At 58.8% G+C, this 24,354-nt stretch carries 13 protein-coding genes and 13 pseudogenes; 13 read left to right on the forward strand and 13 right to left on the reverse strand.

All coding sequences use genetic code 11. The features are described from left to right. Positions 1–3: 3 nt before the first annotated feature. Positions 4–1,194, reverse strand: a pseudogene (locus JZM24_RS11150) (efflux RND transporter periplasmic adaptor subunit). A gap of 144 nt (positions 1,195–1,338) precedes the next feature. Here JZM24_RS11150 and acrR point away from each other — a divergent pair. Next, entirely contained in the window at positions 1,339–1,998 is a 660-nt protein-coding gene (gene acrR, locus JZM24_RS11155; protein WP_215669675.1) for a multidrug efflux transporter transcriptional repressor AcrR, read from the forward strand. A 29-nt stretch (positions 1,999–2,027) separates the two neighbouring features. Here acrR and JZM24_RS11160 read toward each other — a convergent pair whose 3' ends face one another. Together JZM24_RS11160 and priC are read right to left on the reverse strand one after the other, a co-directional pair. Then, complete coding sequence (locus JZM24_RS11160; protein WP_215669676.1) at positions 2,028–2,171, reverse strand: DUF2496 domain-containing protein; 144 nt, start codon at positions 2,169–2,171, stop codon at positions 2,028–2,030. A gap of 109 nt (positions 2,172–2,280) precedes the next feature. Then, the gene (gene priC / locus JZM24_RS11165; protein WP_215669677.1) at positions 2,281–2,814 is read right to left on the reverse strand and encodes a primosomal replication protein PriC; all 534 of its coding nucleotides are present in this window, start codon (positions 2,812–2,814) and stop codon (positions 2,281–2,283) included. 262 nt (positions 2,815–3,076) lie between these two features. On the opposite strand from priC, the pseudogene apt reads away from it, so the two are divergent. The 8 genes and pseudogenes from apt to hemH all read left to right on the forward strand — a co-directional run bounded on the left by apt (position 3,077) and on the right by hemH (position 11,989). Beyond that, positions 3,077–3,627: pseudogene (gene apt, locus JZM24_RS11170) on the forward strand (adenine phosphoribosyltransferase). Between the two features lie 74 nt (positions 3,628–3,701). Then, positions 3,702–4,787: pseudogene (gene dnaX, locus JZM24_RS19445) on the forward strand (DNA polymerase III subunit gamma/tau); the annotation flags it as partial. 963 nt (positions 4,788–5,750) lie between these two features. Further along, positions 5,751–6,515 (forward strand): annotated as a pseudogene (locus JZM24_RS19450) (DNA polymerase III subunit gamma/tau C-terminal domain-containing protein); the annotation flags it as partial. Between the two features lie 59 nt (positions 6,516–6,574). Continuing rightward, positions 6,575–6,904: a YbaB/EbfC family nucleoid-associated protein gene (locus tag JZM24_RS11185; protein ID WP_215669678.1), complete on the forward strand. Its 330-nt coding sequence runs from the start codon at positions 6,575–6,577 to the stop codon at positions 6,902–6,904. Further along, a complete protein-coding gene (gene recR / locus JZM24_RS11190) occupies positions 6,904–7,509 on the forward strand; it encodes a recombination mediator RecR (protein ID WP_215669679.1) in 606 nt (201 codons plus the stop codon). Before JZM24_RS11185 ends, recR begins: the two co-directional genes overlap by 1 nt. Before the next feature lie 143 nt (positions 7,510–7,652). Then, positions 7,653–9,539, forward strand: coding sequence for a molecular chaperone HtpG (htpG, locus tag JZM24_RS11195; protein WP_215669680.1), 1,887 nt, complete (start codon positions 7,653–7,655; stop codon positions 9,537–9,539). A 301-nt stretch (positions 9,540–9,840) separates the two neighbouring features. Continuing rightward, a complete protein-coding gene (gene adk, locus JZM24_RS11200; protein WP_215669681.1) occupies positions 9,841–10,485 on the forward strand; it encodes an adenylate kinase in 645 nt (214 codons plus the stop codon). A 538-nt stretch (positions 10,486–11,023) separates the two neighbouring features. Then, on the forward strand, positions 11,024–11,989 hold the full coding sequence (hemH, locus tag JZM24_RS11205; protein ID WP_215669682.1) for a ferrochelatase: 966 nt from the start codon (positions 11,024–11,026) through the stop codon (positions 11,987–11,989). Between the two features lie 189 nt (positions 11,990–12,178). Here the strand turns inward: hemH and ybaL are convergent, their stop codons facing one another. The 4 genes and pseudogenes from ybaL to JZM24_RS11225 all read right to left on the reverse strand — a co-directional run. Then, positions 12,179–13,864, reverse strand: coding sequence for a YbaL family putative K(+) efflux transporter (gene ybaL, locus JZM24_RS11210; RefSeq protein WP_215669683.1), 1,686 nt, complete (start codon positions 13,862–13,864; stop codon positions 12,179–12,181). Positions 13,865–14,104: 240 nt separating this feature from the next. After that, positions 14,105–14,539: pseudogene (locus JZM24_RS11215) on the reverse strand (YbaK/EbsC family protein); the annotation flags it as partial. Positions 14,540–14,618: 79 nt separating this feature from the next. Further along, complete coding sequence (locus JZM24_RS11220) at positions 14,619–15,419, reverse strand: TraB/GumN family protein (protein ID WP_215669684.1); 801 nt, start codon at positions 15,417–15,419, stop codon at positions 14,619–14,621. 59 nt (positions 15,420–15,478) lie between these two features. Beyond that, positions 15,479–16,066, reverse strand: a pseudogene (locus JZM24_RS11225) (HAD-IC family P-type ATPase); the annotation flags it as partial. Between JZM24_RS11225 and JZM24_RS11230 the strand changes: the two are divergent. Beyond that, complete coding sequence (locus tag JZM24_RS11230; protein ID WP_215669685.1) at positions 16,051–16,374, forward strand: hypothetical protein; 324 nt, start codon at positions 16,051–16,053, stop codon at positions 16,372–16,374. The pseudogene JZM24_RS11225 and the gene JZM24_RS11230 sit on opposite strands and share 16 nt — an antisense overlap. Positions 16,375–16,553: 179 nt before the next feature. Here JZM24_RS11230 and JZM24_RS11235 read toward each other — a convergent pair whose 3' ends face one another. Beyond that, positions 16,554–16,904 carry a hypothetical protein gene (locus JZM24_RS11235; RefSeq protein WP_215669686.1) on the reverse strand — a complete coding sequence of 117 codons (351 nt, stop codon included), beginning with the start codon at positions 16,902–16,904 and terminating at the stop codon, positions 16,554–16,556. A gap of 2 nt (positions 16,905–16,906) precedes the next feature. On the opposite strand from JZM24_RS11235, the pseudogene cueR reads away from it, so the two are divergent. Next, positions 16,907–17,329 (forward strand): annotated as a pseudogene (cueR, locus tag JZM24_RS11240) (Cu(I)-responsive transcriptional regulator). Between the two features lie 36 nt (positions 17,330–17,365). Here the strand turns inward: cueR and JZM24_RS11245 are convergent. From JZM24_RS11245 to tesA, 5 genes and pseudogenes are all read right to left on the reverse strand, one after another. Beyond that, positions 17,366–17,820, reverse strand: a pseudogene (locus tag JZM24_RS11245) (NfeD family protein). Beyond that, on the reverse strand, positions 17,820–18,737 hold the full coding sequence (locus JZM24_RS11250) for an SPFH domain-containing protein (protein WP_215669687.1): 918 nt from the start codon (positions 18,735–18,737) through the stop codon (positions 17,820–17,822). Before JZM24_RS11250 ends, JZM24_RS11245 begins: the two are co-directional and overlap by 1 nt. A gap of 250 nt (positions 18,738–18,987) precedes the next feature. Further along, positions 18,988–19,842, reverse strand: a pseudogene (locus tag JZM24_RS11255) (co-chaperone YbbN). Positions 19,843–19,893: 51 nt separating this feature from the next. Further along, positions 19,894–20,668: pseudogene (locus JZM24_RS11260) on the reverse strand (SDR family oxidoreductase). A 28-nt stretch (positions 20,669–20,696) separates the two neighbouring features. Then, positions 20,697–21,334: pseudogene (tesA, locus tag JZM24_RS11265) on the reverse strand (multifunctional acyl-CoA thioesterase I/protease I/lysophospholipase L1). Between tesA and ybbA the strand changes: the two are divergent. Both ybbA and JZM24_RS11275 read left to right on the forward strand, forming a co-directional pair. Further along, positions 21,302–21,989, forward strand: a pseudogene (ybbA, locus tag JZM24_RS11270) (putative ABC transporter ATP-binding protein YbbA). The pseudogenes tesA and ybbA sit on opposite strands and share 33 nt — an antisense overlap. After that, positions 21,986–24,235 (forward strand): annotated as a pseudogene (locus tag JZM24_RS11275) (ABC transporter permease). Before ybbA ends, JZM24_RS11275 begins: the two co-directional pseudogenes overlap by 4 nt. Positions 24,236–24,354 lie beyond the last annotated feature (119 nt).

Raw genomic sequence — 24,354 nt, forward strand, 5'->3', positions numbered from 1 at the left:
CTGTTAAGACTTGCTGGCGGTGTCAAGCTGCGGTTGTTCCGGTTGTTTTTCCTGGTCGGTCACCTCTTTGGGCGTGACCTGCATGCCGGGTTTCACCTTTTGCACGCCGGCGACAATGACCTTGTCGCCTTCCTGTAACCCGGCGGTGACAAACCATTTATCGCCAATGGCTTGCGGCGCCGTGATCTGGCGGAGGGCAACCTTACTGTTGCTATCGACCACCATGGCGCTCGCTTCGCCGCGGGGCGTGTGGGTGACGCCATGTTGAGGCACGAGTAAAGCGTTTTCATTGACGCCCTGATCCAATTTGGCGCGCACAAACATACCCGGCAACAAGGTATGTTGCGGATTAGGGAAAATAGCGCGTAGCGTAATAGAACCCGTGGTTTCATCCACCGTAACGTCGGAAAATTCCAGCGTCACGGTCTGCGCGAATTCGCCGCCGTTTTCCATTAGCAGGCGCACCGTTGCTTTACCGTCACGCTGTTTCAGCGTGCCGTTTTCCAACTCCTGGCGCAGACGCATAAAGTCGTTGCTTGATTGAGTCACGTCGACATACATCGGGTCCAACTGTTGCACGGTCGCCATAGCGGTGGTTTGCGCGCTGGTGACCAAAGCGCCTTCAGTAAAGGCGGATTTGCCGATGCGGCCGCTTATCGGGGAGGTGACGCGGGTATAGGAGAGATTGATGCGGGCGGTTTACAGTGCGGCCTGAGCTGCCTGCACGGCGGCATCATTTTGCGCGAGGGTAGCCACCGCCTGATCATAGTCCTGGCGGCTAACATAATTGGTGGAAAGTAGTTTTTTGTACCGGTTTACGGTTACGCGTGCAATGCCGGCATTCGCCTGCGCCAGATCGCCCTTAGCGCTGTTATAGGCGGCCTGATAGGTCGCAGGATCAATCTGATACAAAGACACGCCTGCCGTGACATCGCTGCCTTCAACAAAGTTACGTTTCAGGATAATACCATCGACCTGCGGGCGGACTTCCGCGATACGAAAAGCGGCTGTACGGCCCGGTAAGTCGGTGGTGACATTAAGCGCTTGTTTTTTTAGCGTCACAACGCCTACTTCTGGAGCCTGCTGCTGATTTCCTGCATGCCCGGCTTCTTTATTATCACAGCCTGCGAGAATAAAACTGCCGGAAAGCATCAGAACGGCCGCCAGAGGCAATAGCCCTCTGTTTTTGTTCATAGATAAACCCCAAGATTACGATTTGAAAAAATTGATCAAGTGATCACAAGCCCCAAAGACAGTGCTGCGTTACATTTTTCGTTATGCTATGTTACATACATTCTTGAATGTATGTAAATCCAAAGACCACGCTATAACGGCACTATGGCACGAAAAACCAAACGACAGGCTCAGGAAACCCGCCAGCATATACTGGACGCCGCCATCAAGGCCTTCTTAGAGAGAGGGGTATCCGCCACATCACTCAATGATATCGCGGCATTGGCCGGGGTAACGCGCGGCGCGATTTATTGGCACTTCAAAAATAAAGCCGAGTTATTCAATGAAATACTTCACACGGCTGACAGTAAGATCCAAGTTTTTGAAACAGAGTATCAAACAAAATATCCAGACAATCCACTTTATGTGTTAACCGAGACAATGATTTACATTCTTGACGCTACCGTATCGAACCGCCAGTGGCGTGAGCTTATGGAAATATTGTTTCATAAATGCGAATTCGTGGGTGAAATGGCGCTTTACCAGGAAGTGCGATCGCAATTATTCGATGAATGCTACGACCGGCTGGAAGTGACGCTCGGCCGCTGCATCGAACAACAGCAATTGCCCGCAACGCTGCACTGCCGGCGTGCGGCGATCATGTCGCGCGCTTACATGACCGGTCTCATGGAAAACTGGCTGTTCACTCCGGAAAGCTTCGATCTGCAATCCGAGTCGCGCACCTTGGTATTCGGACTCATCGACATGCTGCGCATGAGTCCGATGTTGCGCTGTGGGCAACACGACGCGCCACGGTCTGCCTGACGCTCTGCGAAGGCAGGGCCTGAAAACGGTTACTCCCCTGTGTCCGCTTTGCGCAAGTAATCATTTTTGACGATTTCCAGCGCCGCCAGCTCCGGTGCTAGATCATTCTTTTCGAGCAGTATAATCAAATCGATCGCCAATTTGATTTCGGGGGATTCGTGTTCGAGGGTCACCTCGCTATCCTGCACAACTCAGGCTGTAAACTTAAGTATATATGATATTATTTACACTATAAAGAATGAATAGATAACCAATTTGTGCCACCGGACAAATTATTTTTGCTTATTCGCCACTCTCGCGCCGCTCTATCTGGTATTCGAGCCGGGTCAACGCCTGCCGGCACCGCATCAGACGTCCTTCCAGCGCGGCGATTTCCTGCTGCAACCGCCGAGCGCGGGGCAGGCCATCCGCGGCGCTGCGCAGGCTATCGCGGTCGCGGATCATTGCCAGCAGCCGCCGCTCGTAGTCTTGACACTCGGCAAGGCGGGCGTAAACATCCTCCGCCGACGCGGTGGAAGGACGCTCCTGGCGCAACTTTTGCGTCGCCAGCTCGCGTGTCAGCGCCAACATCTGGTCGGTTAGTCGCTGTGCCAGCCAGGCCACGCGCTCGGTACGGCCTTGCTCCACCGCGCTGGTCAAATGCGAAAGCGTTGCGCGGCTCTCGGACAGGTAGTCCCCAAGCCGGTTGCCGCGCGTGCTAAACACCAGAGGGTCGAAACGGGATTGCCGCACCAGAGTGTGTCCCTGGGCGTCGATGCGTGCGGCTAAATCGTTAAGTTGACCGTCAAGAACGGTGATCAGTTGGGATGCGTGCACGTCATTTACCTGTAAAGAATGACATCGGAGTCGACTTTTATGATAATACCCCGTCGTTTTCAGTGATGCACAGCATTAACGCAGGTCACCCAGCGGCGCAGCTTGCGCCACGTCAATAATTTGCTTTGTCTGCGTTGGTGGGCGGTTGCATTTTTGCGGCAGTTTGCATAGATTTGGGCGCTTTCGTGCGCGGTCAGTCTTGTTTCAGCCATGACAGGATCCGCGTTGATGATGAATTGAGGCTTTTCCAGGCATCCCTATTATGACCGCTACGGAACAACAATTAGCATTAATCAAACAGAGCATTAAATCGGTTCCAGATTATCCGAAACCCGGCATTCTGTTTCGCGATATCACCAGCCTGCTCGAAGATACGCACGCCTATGCCACCAGCATTGCGCTGCTGGCCGAACGTTATCGCGACGCAGGACTGACGAAAATCGTCGGTACCGAGCGCGCGGGTTTCTGTTCGGCGCACCGGTCGCGCAGGCGTTGGGGCTGGGGTTTGTTCCGGTACGCAAGCCCGGCAAGCTGCCGCGTGAAACCATCAGTGAAAGCTACGCGCTGGAGTATGGCACCGACAGCCTCGAGATTCATCAAGATGCGATTGTTCCCGGCGATAAAGTGCTGGTGGTGGACGATCTGCTGGCCACCGGGGGGACTATCGGCGCCACGGTGAAATTGATCCGGCGGCTCGGCGGCGAGGTGCAGGATGCGGCCTTCGTTATCAATTTGGCCGACCTCGGTGGTGAAACGCTTCTCGACAGTATCGGCGTTGCCTGTTATAGCCTGGTACTCTTCCCCGGCCACTAATGACAACAGCCTCGCGCTGCGGTGCGGGGCTGTGTTAGCATGGCCCTCTGTTCCTCCGACGTAAATCGCGACTCATGAGCTATCAGGTTCTTGCCCGTAAGTGGCGTCCGCAAACATTTGCCGATGTAGTAGGTCAGGAGCATGTCCTGACGGCGCTGGCGAACGGCCTATCATTGGGCAGGATCCATCATGCCTATCTTTTATCCGGCACCCGCGGCGTGGGTAAAACCACTATTGCCCGTCTGCTGGCGAAAGGGTTGAATTGCGAAACCGGTATCACGGCCACGCCCTGCGGCCAGTGCGATAACTGCCGGGAAATTGAACAGGGTCGTTTTGTCGATCTGATCGAAATCGATGCCGCGTCACGCACTAAAGTCGAAGACACCCGTGAACTACTGGACAACGTGCAGTACGCTCCGGCGCGCGGCCGCTTCAAGGTGTATCTGATCGATGAAGTGCATATGCTGTCCCGCCACAGCTTCAACGCGTTACTCAAAACGCTGGAAGAGCCGCCGGCGCACGTCAAGTTTTTATTGGCCACCACCGATCCGCAAAAGCTGCCGGTGACCATTCTTTCCCGTTGTTTACAATTCCATTTGAAGGCGCTCGACGTTGAGCAGATCCGCAACCAGCTGTCATCAGTGTTGCAGCAGGAACATATCGTCGCCTCGCAGCGCGCGCTGCAGTTGCTGGCCCGAGCCGCCGACGGCAGCCTGCGGGACGCCCTCAGCCTGACCGATCAGGCTATTGCCATGGGGCAGGGGGAGGTGAACGACGATGCGGTACGCCTGATGCTCGGTACGCTTAACACCGAACAGCCGCTGGCGCTTATCGAAGCACTGGCCGACGCCGACGGCGGCGCGATGATGGCGCAGCTTGCGCAATGTGCCGCCCTGGGTATGGATTGGAAAACTCTGCTTGTCGAGATGCTTTCTTTACTGCACCGTCTCGCGCTTGGCCAGCTGTTGCCGGACCAATTGAACGATGAGGAAGACTCGGCCAGCGTGCCGCGTTTGCGGGACTTGGCCCGGCGTCTGCCGCCGGCCGATCTGCAGCTCTATTACCAGACTTTGCTTATCGGACGCAAAGAGATACCTTTTGCGCCGGATCCCCGGATGGGGGTTGAAATGACGCTGCTGCGTGCACTGGCGTTCCATCCCGCCACGCTAGAGACGACGGCCCTACCGGCCAACGCGGAAAAAAAAACGGCTGAATTTAGCGTTGACGCCCGCCACATTAGCCCGCCCGCCGGTGCGGCCATAGCATCCGGTGCCCCGGCGCCGGCCCTGGCCCCGGCCGCCGGCGTTGGATCTTCCCGCGACGTTCAAGGCGGGCAGGCGTTTGCCCCTGGGGTTAACCCGCTGGTGGCGTCTGGCCTTCCGGGGGGAGTTGATGGTGGGGACGGCAAGGTCGCGAGGTCTGACAGGCAGACGGTCCTTCATGCGGGCGACGGTAAGGCCGCGGCGCCTGACCGGCCGGCAAAGGCGCATGCGGGCGTTGACGCGGGCGTCGCTTCTGACTCGTCGGTAGGATCACACCCCGGCGCCCCCCGGTTCGCACCGGCGCGATTAGCACTTGAAAATGCCCGGCGCGCCGGCGCAAATGCTGCGTCTGCGCGTGGCGTGCCCGAGACTTTCGCCTCTGCCGAGGTTGACGCCATCGGCCAGCACCCCACGGTGGCCATGTCTGCCGACGTTGACGCCATCGGCCAGCACCCCACGGCGGCCGTGTCTGCCGAGGGTGACGCCATCGGCCAGCATCCTTCTGCGGCTATGTCTGCCGACGGTGACGCCATTGGCCAGCATCCTTCTGCGGCTATGTCTGTCGACGTTGACGCCATCGGCCAGCACCCCACGGCGGCCATGTCTGCCGACGGTGACGCTGCCGTACCGGCGACGCCAGGGCCTGCCTCCGCCGCTGATGGCGGGCGTAGCGCCAGCGCGTCCCCGGCGATAGGACTGTTGACCGGTGAGCAGAGATCGTCTCTACCGGGCGCCGGCCGGTCCAGTGTGGTCGATAGCGCGGAAGAAAGTTTGATGCAGGCCTACGCCGCCAGTGGCTTCGATGATGACGAAGCGCAGGGCTATTGGCAGGACGGCACGTTGACGCCGGAAAATGACCAGCCGCTGGCACCGTCCGTGCCGACTTCTGCAGGGGATAGCCCGTTGCCGGCGGCGACCGCCCAGCTCTTACAGGCCCGAACCGACCTGATGAAGCGTCAGGAGAGCCAAAAAACAAAAAAGTATGACCCGGCGCCGGCGCGCCAGAAAACTGCCGTCAGCGCGCTGGAACGGCTGGCTACTGTCGGTGAGCGCGTACAGCAGCGCCAACCCGCCGCCGGGCGGGAAGAGCCGGTGCACACGCCGCGGCCGGAGGCCTACCGCTGGCGTGCCAGTCAACAGCCAGAGGCCGCCCCGGAGCCGGTGACCACCCCCGAGGCGCTGCGCACGGCGCTGGAGCATGAAAAAACGCCGGAACTGGTGCTGTATCTGGCGGAAGAGTCGCTGAAGCGCGACCCTTGGGCGGCGCAGGTGAACCGGCTGGCGGTGCCCAAACTGGTGCAGCAGCTGGCGCTGAACGCCTGGAAAGAGGATTTGGCGCCGGGCAAAGTCTGTTTGCACCTGCGCGCCTCGCAGCGTCACCTAAACTCGTCCTCGGCGCAAAGCGCGCTGTGCGCCGCGCTGAGCGCCGATCTGGGCGCGCCGGTTGAATTAACCGTAACGGAAGATGATAATCCGGCGATGAAAACGCCGCTGGAATGGCGCCAGGCGATTTATGAAGAAAAACTGATGCGGGCGCGGGAAGCGATTATGAACGATGCGCACATTCAGATGCTGCGACGCTTTTTTGACGCCGAGCTGGATGAAGACAGCATCCGGCCCGTATAACCCGCCGCGCTGAGGCAAGATGCCGCCAGTGCGGCCCGATGCAACTAAGAGAGAAGACTATGTTTGGTAAAGGCGGAATGGGCAACCTGATGAAACAGGCCCAGCAAATGCAGGAAAAAATGCAGCGGATGCAAGAAGAAATAGCGCAACTGGAGGTGACGGGAGAGTCGGGCGCCGGCCTGGTCAAGGTCACCATCAATGGCGCGCACAATTGCCGCCGTGTCGAAGTCGATCACAGTCTGTTGGAAGATGATAAAGACATGCTGGAAGATCTGATCGCTGCGGCGTTTAACGACGCCGCCCGCCGTATCGCCGAAACCCAGAAGGAAAAAATGGCTGCCGTCTCCAACGGCATGCAGCTTCCTCCTGGTTTTAAAATGCCGTTCTGATGCAAACCAGTCCTTTACTGGAGGCATTAACAGAGGCCTTGCGTTGCCTGCCGGGCGTCGGGCCGAAATCGGCGCAGCGTATGGTTTTCCACTTACTGCAGCGCGATCGCAGCGGCGGCATGCGCTTGGCGCAGGCGCTGACCCGCGCGATGTCGGAAATCGGCCATTGTGCGGATTGCCGCACCTTCACCGAGCAGCCTTTTTGCACGATTTGCGCCAATCCCCGCCGGCAGCAGTCGGCGCAGATCTGCGTGGTGGAAAGCCCGGCGGATATTCACGCCATTGAGCAGACCGGCCAGTTCGCCGGGCGTTATTTCGTGCTGATGGGGCACCTGTCGCCCCTCGACGGTATCGGCCCGGACGATATCGGTCTTGACCGGCTGCAGGAGCGGATTGAGAGAGAAAGCCTCCAGGAGGTCATCCTCGCCACCAACCCGACGGTGGAGGGTGAGGCGACCGCCAACTATATCGCTGAAATGTGCGCGCATTACGGCGTGATGGCCAGCCGTATCGCCCATGGCGTGCCGGTCGGCGGCGAGCTTGAAATGGTGGACGGCACCACGTTGTCCCACTCGCTGGCGGGCCGTCATCCCATCAAATTCTGATACCACCTCGGGCCGGTCCGCCGGCCGGGGACACGCTTTTTTTGCCTTTCTCTTGAAAATGCCCCCCCTTATCCCCATTTGTACTTCATTGCCGTCTTTAACCGCCTGTTTGGTCGCAATTTGGATTGAGGTACAACATGAGTATGAAAGGACAAGAAACCCGCGGATTCCAATCGGAAGTCAAGCAGCTGCTTCACCTGATGATCCATTACCTTTATTCCAATAAAGAAATCTTCCTGCGCGAGCTTATCTCCAACGCCTCTGATGCGGCGGACAAATTGCGTTTTCGCGCCCTGTCGCAGCCGGATTTATACGCAGGGGACGGCGAGTTACGCGTGCGCCTGTCCTGCGATAAAGAAAAACGTACCATAACGCTTAGCGACAACGGTATTGGCATGGGGCGCGAGGAAGTGATCGACAATCTAGGTACCATTGCCAAATCCGGTACCAAGGCGTTCCTGGAATCGATGGGTTCCGATCAACTAAAAGACAGCCAGCTTATTGGCCAATTCGGCGTTGGCTTCTATTCGGCCTTTATCGTGGCGGACAAGGTCACCGTCCGCACCCGTGCCGCCGGCGCGACGCCCGAGGAAGGGGTGTTCTGGGAATCCGCTGGCGAGGGGGATTACACCATAGCCGATATCGTCAAACCGGAGCGCGGCACGGAAATCACCTTGCACTTGCGCGAGGGCGAGGACGACTTCCTCGACGACTGGCGCCTCAAGAGCGTTATCGGCAAATACTCTGACCATATCGCGCTGCCGGTAGAAATCGAAACCCGTAGCAAAAGCGAAGAAGAAGGCAGCGACGAAGAAGTCGTGACCTGGGAAAAGATCAATAAAGCGCAGGCGCTGTGGACCCGCAACAAGGCCGATATCAGCGATGACGAATACAAAGAATTCTACAAGCACCTGTCCCATGATTTCAGCGACCCGCTAAGCTGGAGCCACAACCGCGTTGAAGGGAAACAGGAATACACCAGCCTGCTCTATATCCCGGCGAAAGCGCCGTGGGATATGTGGAACCGCGAGCATAAACACGGCCTGAAGCTGTATGTGCAGCGCGTGTTTATCATGGATGACGCCGAACAATTCATGCCGAATTATCTGCGCTTCGTGAAGGGGCTGATTGATTCCAACGATCTGCCGCTGAACGTGGCGCGGGAAATTTTGCAAGACAGCCGCGTGACGCAGAACCTGAAAGGTGCTCTGACCAAACGTGCGCTGTCGATGCTGGAAAAACTGTCCAGAGACGATGCCCAACAGTATCAATCGTTTTGGCAGGAGTTTGGTTTGGTGCTGAAAGAAGGCGCGGGAGAGGATCCTACCAACGGCGAAGCGGTAGCCAAACTGCTGCGCTTCGCCTCCACCCATGGCGACAGCCCGGCACAGACCGTCTCGCTGGAAGAGTATGTCGGGCGCAGGGTGGAAGGGCAGGAAAAAATCTATTACATCACCGCCGACAGCTATGCTGCCGCCAAGAGCAGCCCGCATTTGGAGCTGCTGCGTAAGAAGGGCATTGAAGTGCTGCTGCTCTCCGATCGTATCGATGAATGGATGATGAGCTATCTGACGGAGTTTGATGACAAAACGTTCCAGTCGGTCAGCAAAGCCGATCCGTCGCTGGATAAGCTGGCCGATGGGGAAAACGACGAGCAGAAAGAGGCGGAAAAAGCCCTTGAGCCGTTCGTTGAGCGCGTGAAAACCTATCTCGGTGAGCGAGTCAAAGAGGTGCGTCTGACGCACCGTTTAACCGATACTCCTGCGGTTGTCACCACCGACGCCGATGATATGACGACGCAAATGGCCAAGCTATTTGCCGCCGCCGGTCAGGCCGCACCGGAGATCAAATATATTTTTGAACTCAATCCGGACCACGCGCTGGTCAAACGCACTGCCGATATGGGGGATGATGGCGCGTTTGGCGAATGGGTCGAGCTGCTGCTGAATCAGGCGTTGCTGGCTGAGCGTGGTACGCTTGACGATCCCAATCAGTTTATCCGCCGTATGAACCATCTGTTAAACGCCTGACGGTTCGGCAGCTCCCCGACTCGCGGGGCTGCCGTCTCTAATGCGCAGCGGCGGGGAGGTGTTTTTTACCGCCGGATGCGAAAAGATCCCCTCGCGCCATGATATTCCCGCGCCGCCAAAAAGGTTTTGCGTTATGATCGGGACGCCAGCAATAGGTCGTTTCCCTCAGGCAAATCCGAAAGCCGCGGCCAAGCGCCGTCAACGATACCGGTTGCTTGAGGAATGCGCGCCGGTAGTGGTATGGTTTATCGTTTTTTTTCAGTTTTTAAAATACTTTTGGATTAGCAGGGGGATTGACGCAATGCGTATCATTCTGCTGGGCGCTCCGGGCGCTGGTAAAGGCACTCAGGCACAATTTATCATGGAGAAGTACGGCATTCCACAGATTTCCACCGGCGATATGCTACGTGCCGCGGTGAAAGCGCAGTCCGAGCTCGGCAAGCAGGCCAAAGCCCTCATGGATGCCGGAAAGCTGGTGACCGATGAGCTGGTCATCGCGCTGGTCAAAGAACGCATTAAACAAGACGATTGCCGCAACGGCTTTTTGCTGGATGGGTTCCCTCGTACCCTCCTTCAGGCGGACGCCATGAAAGAGGCGGGTATCGCGGTGGATTATGTGCTGGAGTTTGCGGTGCCGGATAGCCTTATCATCGACCGCATTGTCGGCCGCCGGGTGCATGCCTCTTCGGGACGGGTTTATCACGTGAAATTCAATCCGCCCAAGCAAGAAGGCAAAGATGACGTGACCGGCGAGCCGTTGACTACCCGCAAGGATGATCAGGAAGACACCGTACGCAAGCGTCTGGTGGAGTACCATCATCAGACCGCGCCGCTTATCGACTATTATCGTAAAGAAGCGGATGCTGGCAATACCCGTTATTTCACCCTCGACGGCACCCGCAACGTGAGCGAAGTCAGCGCCGAACTGGCCGCCATCCTCGGCTGATTTACCGCCGTACCTTCGCCGCCGACAGCCTGCGCCCGGGTTTATCACTGGGCGCAGGCTGTCGGCACTGTCAATTCGGGACCAGTATTGACCGCAGCCATGCTTGACCGGACGCTCCTCCGGGTGCGGGTGCCCGTATTCGCCATTGATGATTCTGACCGCGGGTGCGACATCCGAGCGCTGGCGCAGATATCATCGCTAGTATTATACCTGAGCATGGGCGCTGGATTTCATTGCGGGCGTTATATCTGCGCGCTGGCGCAGATATCATCGCTAGTATTATACCTGAGCATGGGCGCTGCATTCCATTGCGGGCGTTATATCTGAGCGCTGACGCCAGAATTAAACGCTGGCATTCTGGCTGAGCGCTGGCGCTCCCTCTTGACGCCGCCCCCTCCGACATCACCTATTGCAATGATAATGGATGATAACCATTCTCAGAAGCCGCTTTTCCGCTACAATACCCTCTCAGACAGTGCGCTTAACCCTGCAAAATTCATGGGGTTAGCGTCGGCGACGAACCAATAAGGAAACGGCAATGAGCCAGGAAAAATACGGCGTATTGATGGTCAATTTGGGGACGCCGGAAGCCCCCACACCTTCGGCGGTCAAGCGTTACTTGGCCGAATTCCTCAGCGACAGGCGCGTGGTGGATACGCCGCGGGCGCTATGGCTACCGCTACTGTACGGCGTTATCCTGCCGCTGTGTTCACCGCGGGTAGCAAAGCTTTATCAAAGCGTCTGGATGGACGAGGGATCGCCGCTGCTGGTCTACAGCCGTCGCCAGCAGCAGGCGCTGGCCGCCAGCTTGCCTGATGTCGCGGTAGAGCTGGCGATGAGCTATGGTCAGCCGGCGCTGCCGCAGGCCATCGCGCGCCTGCTCGCCCAAGACATCACCAGACTGGTGATTCTGCCGCTGTATCCGCAATACTCCTGCTCCACCAGCGCCGCGATTTGGGATGCGGTGGCGCGAATTCTCACCGGCTACCGCCGGTTACCGTCGATAAGTTTTATCCGCGATTACGCGGCGCATCCGACCTATATCGCCGCGCTGACCGCAAGCGTTGAGCACGCGTTTGCCCGGCACGGCAAACCGGATCGGCTGGTTATTTCATTCCACGGCATACCGCAGCGCTACGCCGTGGAGGGTGACGATTACCCGCAGCGGTGTGACGTCACCCGTCAAGCCCTGGCTGCGGCGTTGGATTACCCGCCAGAGCAGGTCATGATGACCTTCCAGTCGCGCTTCGGCCGCGATCCCTGGCTGCTGCCAGCCACCGATGAAACGATGAAAAGCCTGCCTTCAACGGGCGTGCGGCATGTTCAGGTGATTTGCCCCGGATTTGCCGCTGATTGCCTGGAAACGCTGGAGGAGATTCAGGTGCAAAACCGGGAGATATTTGAACATGCCGGTGGAAGTACGTTCCATTACATCCCGGCGCTGAATGATGATGCGGCGCATGTGGATATGTTGCGCCAGCTTGTAACGGCGGAGCTGCGCTAACCCTCACGTCGCCTGCGGCGGCCCATAAGGCCTGGGTCGTTCCATAGGATTGCGTCGGCGCGGTGTTCGCCGACACTTCACCCCTGTCACGGCGCGGGCAGAAATAGCCTGGGCCGTTCCTTAGGATTGCGGCGGCCGGTATCCGCCGTCACTTCCCGCCAGTCGCTGCCGGCGCGGGCCGCGCTATTTTTATACCGCGCAGGAAGGCTGTGGGGGCACAAGCTCCATTTCCTGATTAAGCAGAGCTATCATACTGTTGGCGATTTCCCGTTCGCCCATCACGACCTGTGTCGCACCGCGTTCGGTGATGTAATCCACCTCATCGTCGTAATGCGCGCGGACGATAATCTTTAAATCCGGGTGTTGTTCGCGCGTCAGCGCGACAATCTCTCCCGCCTCAAATCCGTTGGGAATGGTCACCAGCAGCCAGCGCGCGGTATCCAGCCGCGCCAACGCCATGATCTCGGCGCGGGCCGCGTTGCCGAGCACCACATTTACCCCCTGGTCACGCAGCGCATCCACGCGGGCGCGGGTGTTTTCCACCACCACCATCGGCACGCCCGCCTGCAACAATTTCGCCCCGATAAGGCTACCCACGCGACCATAGCCCACCAACAACGCGTGGTGGCATACCGACGGAGGCAGGGGGGCATTCTCTTCTTGCTGCGGTTCGCTGGTGTCGTTTTCATTATCATAACGTGCCAAATAGCGCTCCAGCAGGGCGAACATCAGCGGATTAATCATTATCGACAAAATGGCGCCCGCCAATACCAAATGGCGCCCTTGTTCGGACAACATATCGAGCGCGATGCCGAGGCCGGCGAGAATAAACGCGAATTCCCCGATTTGGGCCAGGCTGACGGCGATGGTTAATGACGTGCGAAGCGACAGCCCGAACAATTTGACCAGCGCAAAGGCCGCAGCCGATTTGCCCAACAAGATGATGGCCAGGGTCGCCAGTACCGCCAGCGGCTCCCGCAATAGAATCGTGGGGTCGAAAAGCATACCCACCGAGACAAAAAACAAGACGGCAAAGGCGTCGCGCAGCGGCAGGGTATCATGCGCGGCGCGGTGGCTGAGCTCGGACTCGTTTAGCACCACGCCGGCGAAAAAGGCGCCGAGCGCAAAGGAGACGCCGAAGAGCTCCACCGCACCGAAGGCAATTCCGAGCGCTAGCGCCAGTACGGCGAGGGTAAACAATTCACGGGAGCCGGTGCTGGCGCTCCTAGCCAGTACCCAAGGGACCAGCCGGCGGCCCACGACGATCATCAAGGTGATAAAGGCGACCACTTTGCCTATCGTCAACGCCAGTTCACGCCAGAGCTGTGCGCTGCCGGTGACCTGGGTACCGATAATGTCGCCGAACGCTGGCATCAGCACCAGCGTCAGCACCATGACCAGATCCTCAACGATAAGCCAGCCGATGGCGATTTGGCCGCGGCGGCTATCTATCATCTGCCGTTCTTCCAGGGCGCGCAACAGCACCACGGTACTCGCGGTTGACAAGCACAGGCCGAACACCAGGCCGTTTAGCAACGTCCAGCCCATGACCGAGGAAAACACCATACCCAACAATGTCGCCACGGCAATTTGCGCGATGGCGCCGGGGATAGCGATGTGCTTTACCGCCATGAGATCTTTCAAGGAGAAATGTAGCCCGACGCCGAACATCAGCAGGATCACGCCCAGCTCCGCCAGTTCCGACGCCAATGAAGTATCGGCGACAAAGCCGGGGGTAAAGGGGCCTACCAGCACGCCGGCGGCCAGATAGCCCACCAGAGGAGAGATACGCAACCGATTTGCTGCTATCCCAAGCAAAAATGCCAGGACGAGCCCTCCTACAATGGTATTGATGAGCGGCGTGGCATGATGCATCAAGACTCCTCTGTCATCGGTTGATACAAAGTGTTACATATTCAGTTTAGGGGATCTTGCCTGTGAGTGAACGTTTTTTACCTAAAATTGACAAATAAAATGAAATGAAGGAAAAAAATGGTAACGCGCTATTTCGCTAGGCAAATCAAACGACGTCGCCCGCTGGCGGGCCCGGCGCCGCGGCCGAATTTTGCGTTGCTGCCGCGCGCAGCGCAATAAAATTTCGCTACGGCTGGCAAAAAGGCCGCTCTTAAAGCGCAATATGCACAGAATGGCGTATTTTTGCGCGTTTAGCAGGCGCTGGCGAGGCGTAAGCGTCGGTGCATCAATAACCGTCGGCAGGCGTTTTTTCTGCCCCAGCGGGCTAATATCGCCCACCAGATAGCCAGTAGATTTCTGCGCCAGCTGCGCATCAGCCATTTCCGCTTTTTTGGCGCCCAAAGCGCGCACGACTTTTTTTAAATCCAACTGCAGCGAAACCGGGGTGACCGCCACCGCCAACTGCCGCGTTTCGCCATTGAGGCAGACCAATGACGTTTTATAGACCCGATCGGCGCTCAGCCCCAATTTCTGTACCGCCTCCTCGCCGAAATGGGTTTCATCGGCATCGTGATCGTAGGCGTGCAGAGTAAAAGGAATACGGTGTTTTTCCAGTAAGGTAACCGCGGGCGTCATGACGGAGTCCTGCAGACAGAAAATACGGGCGTTCAGAGTAGCGCAAGCGCGGCGGCGGGTAAATGATCCTCGCCGGTGTTCATTGCCGCAGCAGGCCTGGAAGATTATCCGCGCCGTAAAGATGCAAGGCGCCGACCGCTACGACGTAAGCCCCTGGTGGCAGCTGTTGCAGCGTGGATTTCCAACGATGATTGCGGTCGGTCATCAAATAGCTGTAGAGATCCTGACTGAAGGTTGAGGGAAACGCCTGGCGCACGTCCACCGGTCGGCTCTCCAGCCACCAGCCGATCATCACCTGCAGCAGGCGCGCATTGGTGTGCCAATGTGTCAGCGTGTCAGCCAGCAGCGCCGCGCCTTGATCCGGTAATCTGCGCAACAGCCCCAGCTGTTCCTCCGGTCCTTCCAGCTCAATAATCGTTTGATCATTGGCGCGTGCGGCCTGGATCAATTGATAATCGATGCCGTAATCGGCGCGCAAACCCAGCCGCTCAGCTTGACGGGATTGCAGCAGCAGCGCGACATGCCAGGCCGGCAGGGCGTCGAGCGCCGCGAGATCGAAATGGTATTCTTCGCTCAACTGGCGCACGCGATCATAATGCGAAGCGGATAGCCGGTCCCTTAAGGGGGTTTGTGCCTCGTCGGCGCTTGCGAGCGGTGTGCTTGCGGTGATGTCCGCCTCCACGATCAGCGCCTGGGCCTGCTTGAGGCGTTCCAACAGGCGCGCGGGCAGGGGGGCCATTGCTGAAGTTCCCATATGAATGCTGCCCACCAGATGAAATTGCCGCCCCGATACCAGACTGACATCCATACCCGGCCAGGGAAACGTCGCCGGCGTTAACGCGCTCAGCAGACTCGCCAGGCGCCGTAATACAGTTATCATGCCTATCGCTCCGGTGCTTTTTCGTTGGTTAAGGGTAGCATGAGGCGACGGGCGGACGGTCAGGAATCTGCCACCGCCGGCGTCACCCGCGAACCGCGACGGGCGGATGATGGCTTAAAGCGGATCAGCCGGTTGGCGTTACTTACCACTGTAATCGAGGAAAGCGCCATCGCCGCACCCGCTACCACCGGACTGAGTAGCGTTCCGGTAAATGGAAACAAGATCCCGGCGGCAATGGGAATACCCATCGCGTTGTAAAAGAACGCACCCAGCAAATTTTGTTTCATATTGCGCAGCGTGGCATTAGACAACGCCAATGCATCGGCGACGCCATGCAAGCTGGCACGCATCAAGGTAATGGCGGCGGTTTCGATCGCGATATCGCTGCCGCTGCCCATTGCGATGCCGACTTCCGCCTGCGCCAGGGCCGGCGCATCATTGATGCCATCGCCAATCATCGCCACCCGGTGGCCCTGGCGCTGTAACGAAACAATGGCCGCCGCTTTTCCATCGGGCAGGACGCCGGCCATGACCCGTTCGATGCCGAGGAGGGCTGCGACCGTGCGAGCGGTGTCGGCGTTATCGCCGGTCAACATGACCAGCTGATAGCCATCTGCGCGCAGACGCTCAAGTGCTTCGCCGCTATCATCAGGCGTTGGCCTCTTTTCCTAATGCGTTTGTCGATCATTTTGTCCTGGGGGGCATTTCCACCGCCGTGGAGCTGTTGTATCACCCGGAAAACGCCTGTCTGAAGGTGCGCCAGACGACGCGTCGGCAGATGAGCGAACAGGCGCATCTCGAAATTAATAGCAACGATCCAGGGCGGGACATTTATCCGCACTTACAAATTGAGGTAACGTTTACTATCCCGCCTGATGGCCTGGCTGAATGCGTAGATTTTTATGCCAGTGAGCAGGTCAACGCGGCGCGCTATCCCGCCGGCGGTCCTCGTTGATCCCCTGGCACTGTTAATCCAACGTGGGCAATCCGGTTGGCGCGCTTTCGGCCGCGCGAATGCCGCTGTCCATTGAGGGAGGGCGGTCGCCAGGACTCGCCGGCCGTATCATCGTGCAGGCTGTAACAGGGGGAGGCATGCCGCTTGTCGTCCACTAACATGGCGGCGGGCGTTAGTGGTCACGCGTTGCGATGCGCTACAATAGCCGATGCCGATGCCGTTAGCGGTAAAGGCACGGGGACAATCAGCCGCCAGCGCTGGTGCAATGACAGGGAAAAGCGCAGGCACACGTTGGGATGCCGGCGCTGGTGCAGTGACAGGGGAAAAGGGCGGGTACATTGACAGATGTCGGCGCAGGCGTAGGTACGGTAACAGGCTCGATATCGACGCTGGCGCAGGTACCGTGACAGGGAGATTTCGGTGCAGTCGCTCTCGAAGGGGTAGAGCGCGGCGGTCGGTGATGTGAACTTCGGCGGTCCGACAGTACGCCGGTCAATCAGGCGGCCTTGACGGCTATCTTTGGGGGACAACGATGAACATCAGTAGTGTGGCAAAAAAAACCGGGCTCACCCCCAGGGCGATTTGTTTCTATTAACAGAAGGGATTGGTATCGCCACCGCTGCGCCGGGAAAACGGTTATCGCAGCTGTAACGAGCGCCATCTGGAAGAGCTGACGCTGCTGCGCCAGGCGCGACAGGTGGGGTTTAATCTTGAGGAGTGCCGGGAATTGGTGGCGCTGTTTAACGATCACGGCCGTCACAGCGCCGACGTTAAACGCCGTACGCTTAACAAGGTAGAAGAAATTGAGACGCACATCGCCCAATTAACGCAGATGCGTCAGCATCTGTTGGCGCTGGCGAACAGTTGCCCGGGCGATCAGGGCGCAGACTGCCCCATCATCGACAATCTGGCGGGTTGTTGCGATCGCTCGCACCTTACCGGGTCACCGCATTAGGCCGCGCCGCTGGCGTAACCGTCAGGCCAGTTGCCGCTATTGTTGCACGGTGCGCCGCACGCGCAGGGTAATCCCCTCCGTGGCGTACACCTCCACCCAGGTGCCCGCCGGCAGATCCTCGTCGGCCTGGATACGCCAGGTGCTGTCGCCCACGCGCAGGCGGCCAAATCCGTTGTAACGGGCTCAGACAGGCGCGTGCGTAGCCCGATGAGCTGCTGACCGCGCTGATTTAACGTCGAGGCCGGACGCGGACGATCGCCGGCGCGCAGGCGATACCACCACAGCCAGGCCGAACCGACGGTGAGCACGGCAAAGGTCGCGCCCTGCCACTCCCAGCCAAGCGGCACCAGCCATGTCAGCAACCCAACCAGTAGCGCGGCAATACCGCTCCAGAGCAGAAACCCGCTTGCCCCTAGCATTTCCAGCGCCAGCAGTAGGCCGCCCAAAATCAGCCAGAAATTGTGCGGGTGTTCCGCTATCACCACTAACATCATCCCTTGCTCCGGCCGGATTTACTCTCATTAACAAGTTCAGCAATCCCGCCAATGGTGCCGAGGAGATTACTGGCGTCCAGCGGCATCATAATGACTTTGCTGTTGTTGGCGGAGCCGATTTTTTGCAGCGCGTCGGTGTATTTCTGCGCCACGAAGTAATTGATCGCCTGAATATTCCCGGCAGCGATCGCCTCGGAGACCATCTGCGTGGCCCGCGCTTCCGCTTCGGCGGCGCGCTCACGGGCCTCGGCCTGTAAAAACGCCGACTGCCGCTCGCCCTCGGCCTTCAGGATCTGCGATTGTTTATCCCCTTCCGCGCGCAGGATGGCCGACTGGCGCACCCCCTCCGCCTCTAGAATATCGGCGCGCTTGGTCCGCTCCGCTTTCATCTGGGCGTTCATCGCCGCAATCATTTCCGCCGGCGGCCGCACATCGCGGATCTCGACGCGGGTGACTTTGATCCCCCAGGGATTGGTCGCCTCGTCGACGATTTGCAGCAGCCGGACGTTAATGCTGTCGCGCTGAGACAGCATTTCGTCCAGCTCCATGGCGCCGAGCACGGTACGGATATTGGTCATGGTCAGATTGAGGATCGCCTGCTCAAGGTTACTGACTTCATAGGCCGCGCGCGCGGCATCCACCACCTGGATAAAACAGACGGCGTCGATAGTGACGTTGGCGTTATCCTTGGAGATGATCTCCTGGGAGGGGATATCCAGCACCTGTTCCATCATGTTGATTTTACGGCCGATGCGGTCCATAAACGGCACCACCAGGTTCAGACCGGGTGTCAGCGCCTGCGTAAAGCGACCGAATCGCTCTACCGTCCATTGGTAGCCATGCGGCACGATCTTGATACCCGCAGCGACTACGATAAGGGCGAGCACGACCAGAACGGGAATGACCATTAACATAGGTGAAAGCTCCTTTTCATTTCCAGAGAATAACGCACCGGGCCGCCAGCTTGCCCCTTGCGGCGAGTCGCGTGTCGTAAAAGAGAAGATACAACAAAGCGCGCCAGGTTACAGTGATTCGCGCAATAAAAGGGGCGGGATCATGCTATTGCAGGGCATCAGGCGCGTTATTTTGCGCTTTTGGCCGTGATCGGGGGAGAAGGAACGGCCAAAATAAGGCAGGCGGTACGCGCCTGCCTTGCGGAAAGGATCAATACAGCAGAGAGTAAAGTTGGCGACGATATTTGCCCGCCAAGGCGTCGCCGGTGCCCAATGCCGCCAAAATATCCATCAGAATTTTACGCGCTTCGCCGGCGGCGGCGCCGAGATCGCTTTTCAAATGCCCCATCAACAGCGCCAGCGCTTCCTCATTACGGCCTACCTGATGAAGCTGCAGGGCCAACTGCACCGCCAGCGCGGCATCTTGCGGCGCATTTTGCACCTGCTGCTGCAATTGTTGAATTTCTGGTGTGTCCGCCGCCTGACGCAGCAGTTCAATTTGCGCCAGCAGTCCCTGGTAACGGGTATCTTTATCCTGCAGCGGGAACTGGTCCAACACCGCCTGCGCATCGTCGGGACGATTCAACTGCAAATAGGTTTCCGCCAGCAGCAGACCGGCCTCGCTGGCGGGCTTGGGTTCCTGCCATAACGCTTTCAAAAGCGGCAGCGCCCCGGCGAAGTCCCCGGCCTGCACCAGCGACGTAGCCTCCTGCAATTGCAGCTCGGCCGGATCCGGCAGAGCACGGGTCAATAATTCGCGCACCGCGTCTTCCGGTTGCAGGCCTTGAAAACCGTCCAGCGGCTGGCCATCCTTGAACAAATACACCGTGGGGATGGCACGCAGCCCGAATTGGGCGGCGACATGCTGCTGTTCGTCGCAGTCGACCTTCGCCAGCACAAATTACCCGGCGTATTCCTGCGCCAGCTTGTCCAGCACCGGCGTCAATTGCTCGCAGTGCGGACTGCGCTGGGACCAGAAATAGAACAGCACCGGTACCTGCATGGATTGCTCCAGCGTTTGCTGCAGGTTGGTTTCGTTAATTTCAACTACCGTGGCGTTTAACATGAAATTTCTCTCAATGGTTTTGGCAATACATGAGGGCGGTGATGCCGCGCTTCAATGTTTGCCGCGTAAAATCCTATCCAGCCAGCGCCCGGGCAGGACGCGACGCAACCACGACATAGCGTGCGCCACCAGGGTAACCGGATAACGTAATCTGGCCCGGGGACTTTCCAGTGCATGGCGCAATTTTGGCAACACGGCCTCCGGCGGCAGCGTAAATCGCCGGGCGATGCCGGGCTTGGTCACCCGCTGATCCGCCCGGTTATGGGTCAGGTTCGTGCTAAAAGACGTGGCGATCGGACCCGGTTCAATCAGGCTGACCTGCACGCCGCTGCCGTGTAACTCCATGCGTAATGTATCCGACCACGCTTCCAGGGCGAATTTGGAGGCGGCATAGGCGCCCCGGCCCGGCGTGCAAATAAGCCCCATGATCGAACTGGTATGAATAATCCGCCCCTCGCCATGAGGTACCATGGCAGGCAGCAGCCGCTGGGTCAATTGATGAATGCCGAACAGATTGGCGGAAAATTGCTGCTCCAACTGGCGACGACTCAGGGTCGCCAGCGCACCGTACATGCCGTAACCGGCATTGTTGAACAGCCCGTACAGCCGGCTGCCGGTCAGCCGTAGCACCTCATCGGCGGCGGCGTCAACGCTTGCGGGATTGTCCAAATCCAGCGTCAGCGCCTCAAAGCCCTCCGCCGCCAGCCGCGCCGCGTCCTGCGCCTGACGGCAGGCGGCCAATACCCGGTATCCGCGCGCGCAAATACCGGGCTGCCGCCAGGCCGATGCCGCTGGAGCAACCGGTAATCAGCACGGCTTTTTGCATAACTTTACCCAACTATCGCTCTCCTTGCCTATGATTCATGTTTAAGTAAAGGCAACAGGCGGTCCGCCATCCATTGCGCGATGAAAGGTTGAGCGTCCGGGTTGGGATGAATGCCGTCGTCCTGCATCCACTCCGGCCGCAGATAGATTTGTTCCATAAAAACGGTATTAAAGGAACGGCATACCGGCTCGCCAGTCTGGGATATATGGCGCTAAAGGTTTCCGTATAGCGCTTGCCATAATTTGGCGGCAGGCGAATTTGCATCAGTAGTGGCTGCGCGCCCGCCTGTTGGCTTAAGGTAATCGCTTTGACCAAATCTTGTTCTATCTGCGGCGGTGAGAAACCGCGCAGACCATCATTCCCGCCCAGATCGATGACCACCCAGCGTGGCTTATGCTCGCGCAGCAGCGCCGGCAGGCGGGCTACGCCCTGGGTGGCAGTATCACCGCTGATGCTGGCATTGACCACATTGATAGCGTTATCGTCCTGCTGCCAGCGCGCGGCCAACAGCGCGGGCCAGGCGCGTGCTGCGGGCATCCGGTAACCGGCGCTCAGACTGTCGCCCAGAACCAAAAGCGTATCGGCGGCCAGAGCCCGTACGCTCACCAGACTCAACAGAATAAGGAAAGGGAAATGCCAGCGGAAAACGTTCTTGAAGTTCATCATCTTAGTAAGCACGTCGGTCAGGGTGAACACCATATCTCCATCCTTACCGGAGTTGAGCTGGTTGTCAAACCCGCGCAAACAATAGCGCTGATTGGCGAATCCGGTTCCGGTAAATCGACGCTACTTGGGATCCTGGCCGGTCTTGACGACGGTAGCGACGGCGCCGTGCATTTGCTGGGGCACAGTCTGACGGCGCTGAATGAAGAACGTCGCGCCGCGCTGCGCGCCCGCCATATTGGCTTCGTCTTTCAGTCGTTCATGCTGGTACCCACCTTGACGGCGCTGGAGAACGTGCAATTGCCGGCGCTGCTTAGAGGTGAGGGTGAGCGTCAAAGCCAGCGAACAGGCGGTGGCCTTGTTAACGCAGCTGGGACTGGGACAGCGCTTATCCCATTTACCGGCGCAACTTTACGGCGGCGAACAGCAGCGGGTGGCGCTGGCGCGCGCCTTCAGCGGCCGGCCACAAATTCTGTTCGCCGACGAACCGACCGGTAATCTGGACCGGACCACCGGCGATCGCATCGCCGACGAGCTGTTTAGCCTGAAACAGGATTTCGCCACTACCCTTATTCTGGTCACGCACGACCGGCAACTGGCCGCGCGCTGTGAACGCCGACTGCGTTTGCAGGACGGCCGGTTGGAGGAAGTGGCATGATAGCTCGCTGGTTCTGGCGCGAATGGCGAACTCCCTCCATGTTAATCGTCTGGCTGGCGCTGACCTTGCCGGTAGCCTGCGTGCTGGCGCTGGGAACGCTGAGCGATCGGATGGAAAAAGGGCTAAACCAGCAAAGCCGCGATTTCTTGGCCGGCGATCGGGTGCTGCGCGCGGCGCGGCCGGTGGATGAACGCTGGCTTTCTCAGGCCGCCGCCGACGGACTGACGTTCAGCCGGCAGTTGACGTTTATGACCATGACCTTTGCCGGTGATGCGGCGCAATTGGCCCGGGTAAAGGCCGCCGACGGCAATTACCCGCTGTATGGCGCCTTGCTGACCCGACCGGCCAATCTGCGCCCGGCTGCGGGAGAGGTGTTGGTGGCGCCGCGGCTGCTGGCGCTGAAAAGGGGCGATTCCCTGGAGGTGGGCGACACGACGCTGCGGGTGGAGTGCTGCGCGAACCGGACAGTGGCTTTAACCCGTTTCAAACCGCCCCGGGCATCATCAATACCGCCGACGTGGAGAAAACCGGCGCCGTACAGCCTGGCGGCCGTGTCACCTGGAGTTATATGTTCGCCGGCGGACCCGAGCCACTGCAACGCTTCGAGGACTGGCTGACGCCGCAGTTGAAAGCCGATCAGCGCTGGTACAGCCGGGATGAATCGAGAGGCGCCCTAAATCGTTCCATGGAACGTTCACAGTATTTTCTGCTACTGTCGGCGCTACTCACCCTCGGCGCCGGCCGACGTTCGCTGTTGAAGCTGATTATTGGCCAGTGGCTGGCGCTGCTGGTATTTTCGGCGGTGTGTGGCGCGCTGACCGGTCTGGCGTTCGAGACGGTGCTGATAAAACTCCTGGCGCCGGTGTTGCCGGGTAAGCTACCGCTCGCCGGCGTATGGCCCTGGCTGTGGTCGTTAGGTTCATTGGTAGTGATCTCGTTGTTGGTGGGGTTGCGTCCTTACCGCCAACTGCTGGCCACTCGCCCGCTGCGCGTACTGCGCCGCGATACGTTATCGGCCGTCTGGCCGCTGCGCTATTACCTGCCGGCGGTGCTGGCGCTGGTGTTGGCCTGCGTCGGGTGGGGGGCGCTGCTGTTATTGCGGCGGCTGACGTTGCGTCGTCTCACCCTGCGGCTGGCGGTCAATCGTTTACTGCGTCAGCCTTGGGTGACACAGAGTCAATTGGCGGCGTTTTCCCTGTCGTTTATGTTGCTCTGCCTGCTGTTAGTGATGCGCGGCGACCTGCTAGAGCGCTGGCAACAGCAATTGCCGCCGGAAAGCCCCAACTATTTCCTGTTGAATATGACCGGCGAACAGGTGGATCCGGTACAACAATTTTTGCAGCAGGGCGGCGTGATGCCCGGCGTGTTTTATCCGGTGGTGCGCGCCCGGCTGACCGCCATTAATGATCGCAGCGCGACCGACATCATTAAACCGGACGATCCGGGTGGCCCCACGGTCAACCGGGAGTTGAACCTGACCTGGCTGCGCGCGTTGCCCGATCATAACCCGCTGGTGGCGGGCCGCTGGCCGCCGCGCGCGGGAGAGGTTTCAATGAAACAGGGGGGTGGCGAAGGATCTGGGCGTTGGCATCGGCGATCGCTTGACCTTCACCGGCGACACCCAATCTTTTACCGCCACGGTATCCAGCCTGCGGAAAGTGGATTGGGAAAGTCTGCGGCCGAATTTTTTCTTCATATTTCCGCCTGGGGGACTGGACGGGCAGCCGCAAACCTGGCTGACCAGTTTTCGCTACCACGGTAACGAGCAATGGGTGACCCAATTGACGCGCCAATTTCCTACGCTGAGCCTGCTGGATATCGGCGCGATGCTGCAGCAGATAAGCCAGGTGTTGCAACAGGTCAGCCGGGCGCTGGAAATTATGGTGATATTGGTGCTGCTGTGCGGCGGGCTGCTACTGACGGCGCAGGTGCAGGTCGGCATGCGCCAGCGCCAGCAGGAATTGGTGGTTTACCGGACACTGGGCGCCAGCCGCAAATTGCTGCGCGCGACGTTGCGGAATGAATTCGCCTTACTGGGGCTGGTCGCGGGAGCGGTCGCCGCTATCGGCGCCTAGGCGGCGCTAATGCTGCTACAGTGGCGGGTGTTCGATTTTCCCCCCAGGCCAGATCCTTATCTTTGGTTGGCGCTGCCGCTTGGCGGTATGCTGGTCTTGTCGCTGCTCGGTACCCTGCTTGGCGCCCGTCTGGTGCAGAGAAGAGGGCTACTTGGTCAGGATTTTGGCTAGGCTTTTACATTATGCTAACATTATAGCAACAAAAAATAATCAGCAGAGTGACAACTGGGTTGACAGGGCCCGGCCACCTGCTGCACAGTAACGGCCTGTCGTCACACTACAACGTAAAT

The sequence above is a fragment of the Candidatus Sodalis endolongispinus genome (assembly GCF_018777395.1).
In the GTDB taxonomy this organism is placed as follows: domain Bacteria; phylum Pseudomonadota; class Gammaproteobacteria; order Enterobacterales; family Enterobacteriaceae; genus Sodalis_B; species Sodalis_B endolongispinus.

Excerpts from the sequence above, each read along its gene's own strand:
- hemH (WP_215669682.1), top strand. The coding sequence starts at position 11,024 with ATGAGCCAGGAAAAATACGGCGTATTGATGGTCAATTTGGGGACGCCG.
- adk (WP_215669681.1), top strand. The coding sequence starts at position 9,841 with ATGCGTATCATTCTGCTGGGCGCTCCGGGCGCTGGTAAAGGCACTCAG.
- htpG (WP_215669680.1), top strand. The coding sequence starts at position 7,653 with ATGAAAGGACAAGAAACCCGCGGATTCCAATCGGAAGTCAAGCAGCTG.
- JZM24_RS11220 (WP_215669684.1), bottom strand. The coding sequence starts at position 15,419 with ATGATAACTGTATTACGGCGCCTGGCGAGTCTGCTGAGCGCGTTAACG.
- JZM24_RS11250 (WP_215669687.1), bottom strand. The coding sequence starts at position 18,737 with ATGTTAATGGTCATTCCCGTTCTGGTCGTGCTCGCCCTTATCGTAGTC.
- recR (WP_215669679.1), top strand. The coding sequence starts at position 6,904 with ATGCAAACCAGTCCTTTACTGGAGGCATTAACAGAGGCCTTGCGTTGC.
- ybaL (WP_215669683.1), bottom strand. The coding sequence starts at position 13,864 with ATGCATCATGCCACGCCGCTCATCAATACCATTGTAGGAGGGCTCGTC.
- acrR (WP_215669675.1), top strand. The coding sequence starts at position 1,339 with ATGGCACGAAAAACCAAACGACAGGCTCAGGAAACCCGCCAGCATATA.
- JZM24_RS11185 (WP_215669678.1), top strand. The coding sequence starts at position 6,575 with ATGTTTGGTAAAGGCGGAATGGGCAACCTGATGAAACAGGCCCAGCAA.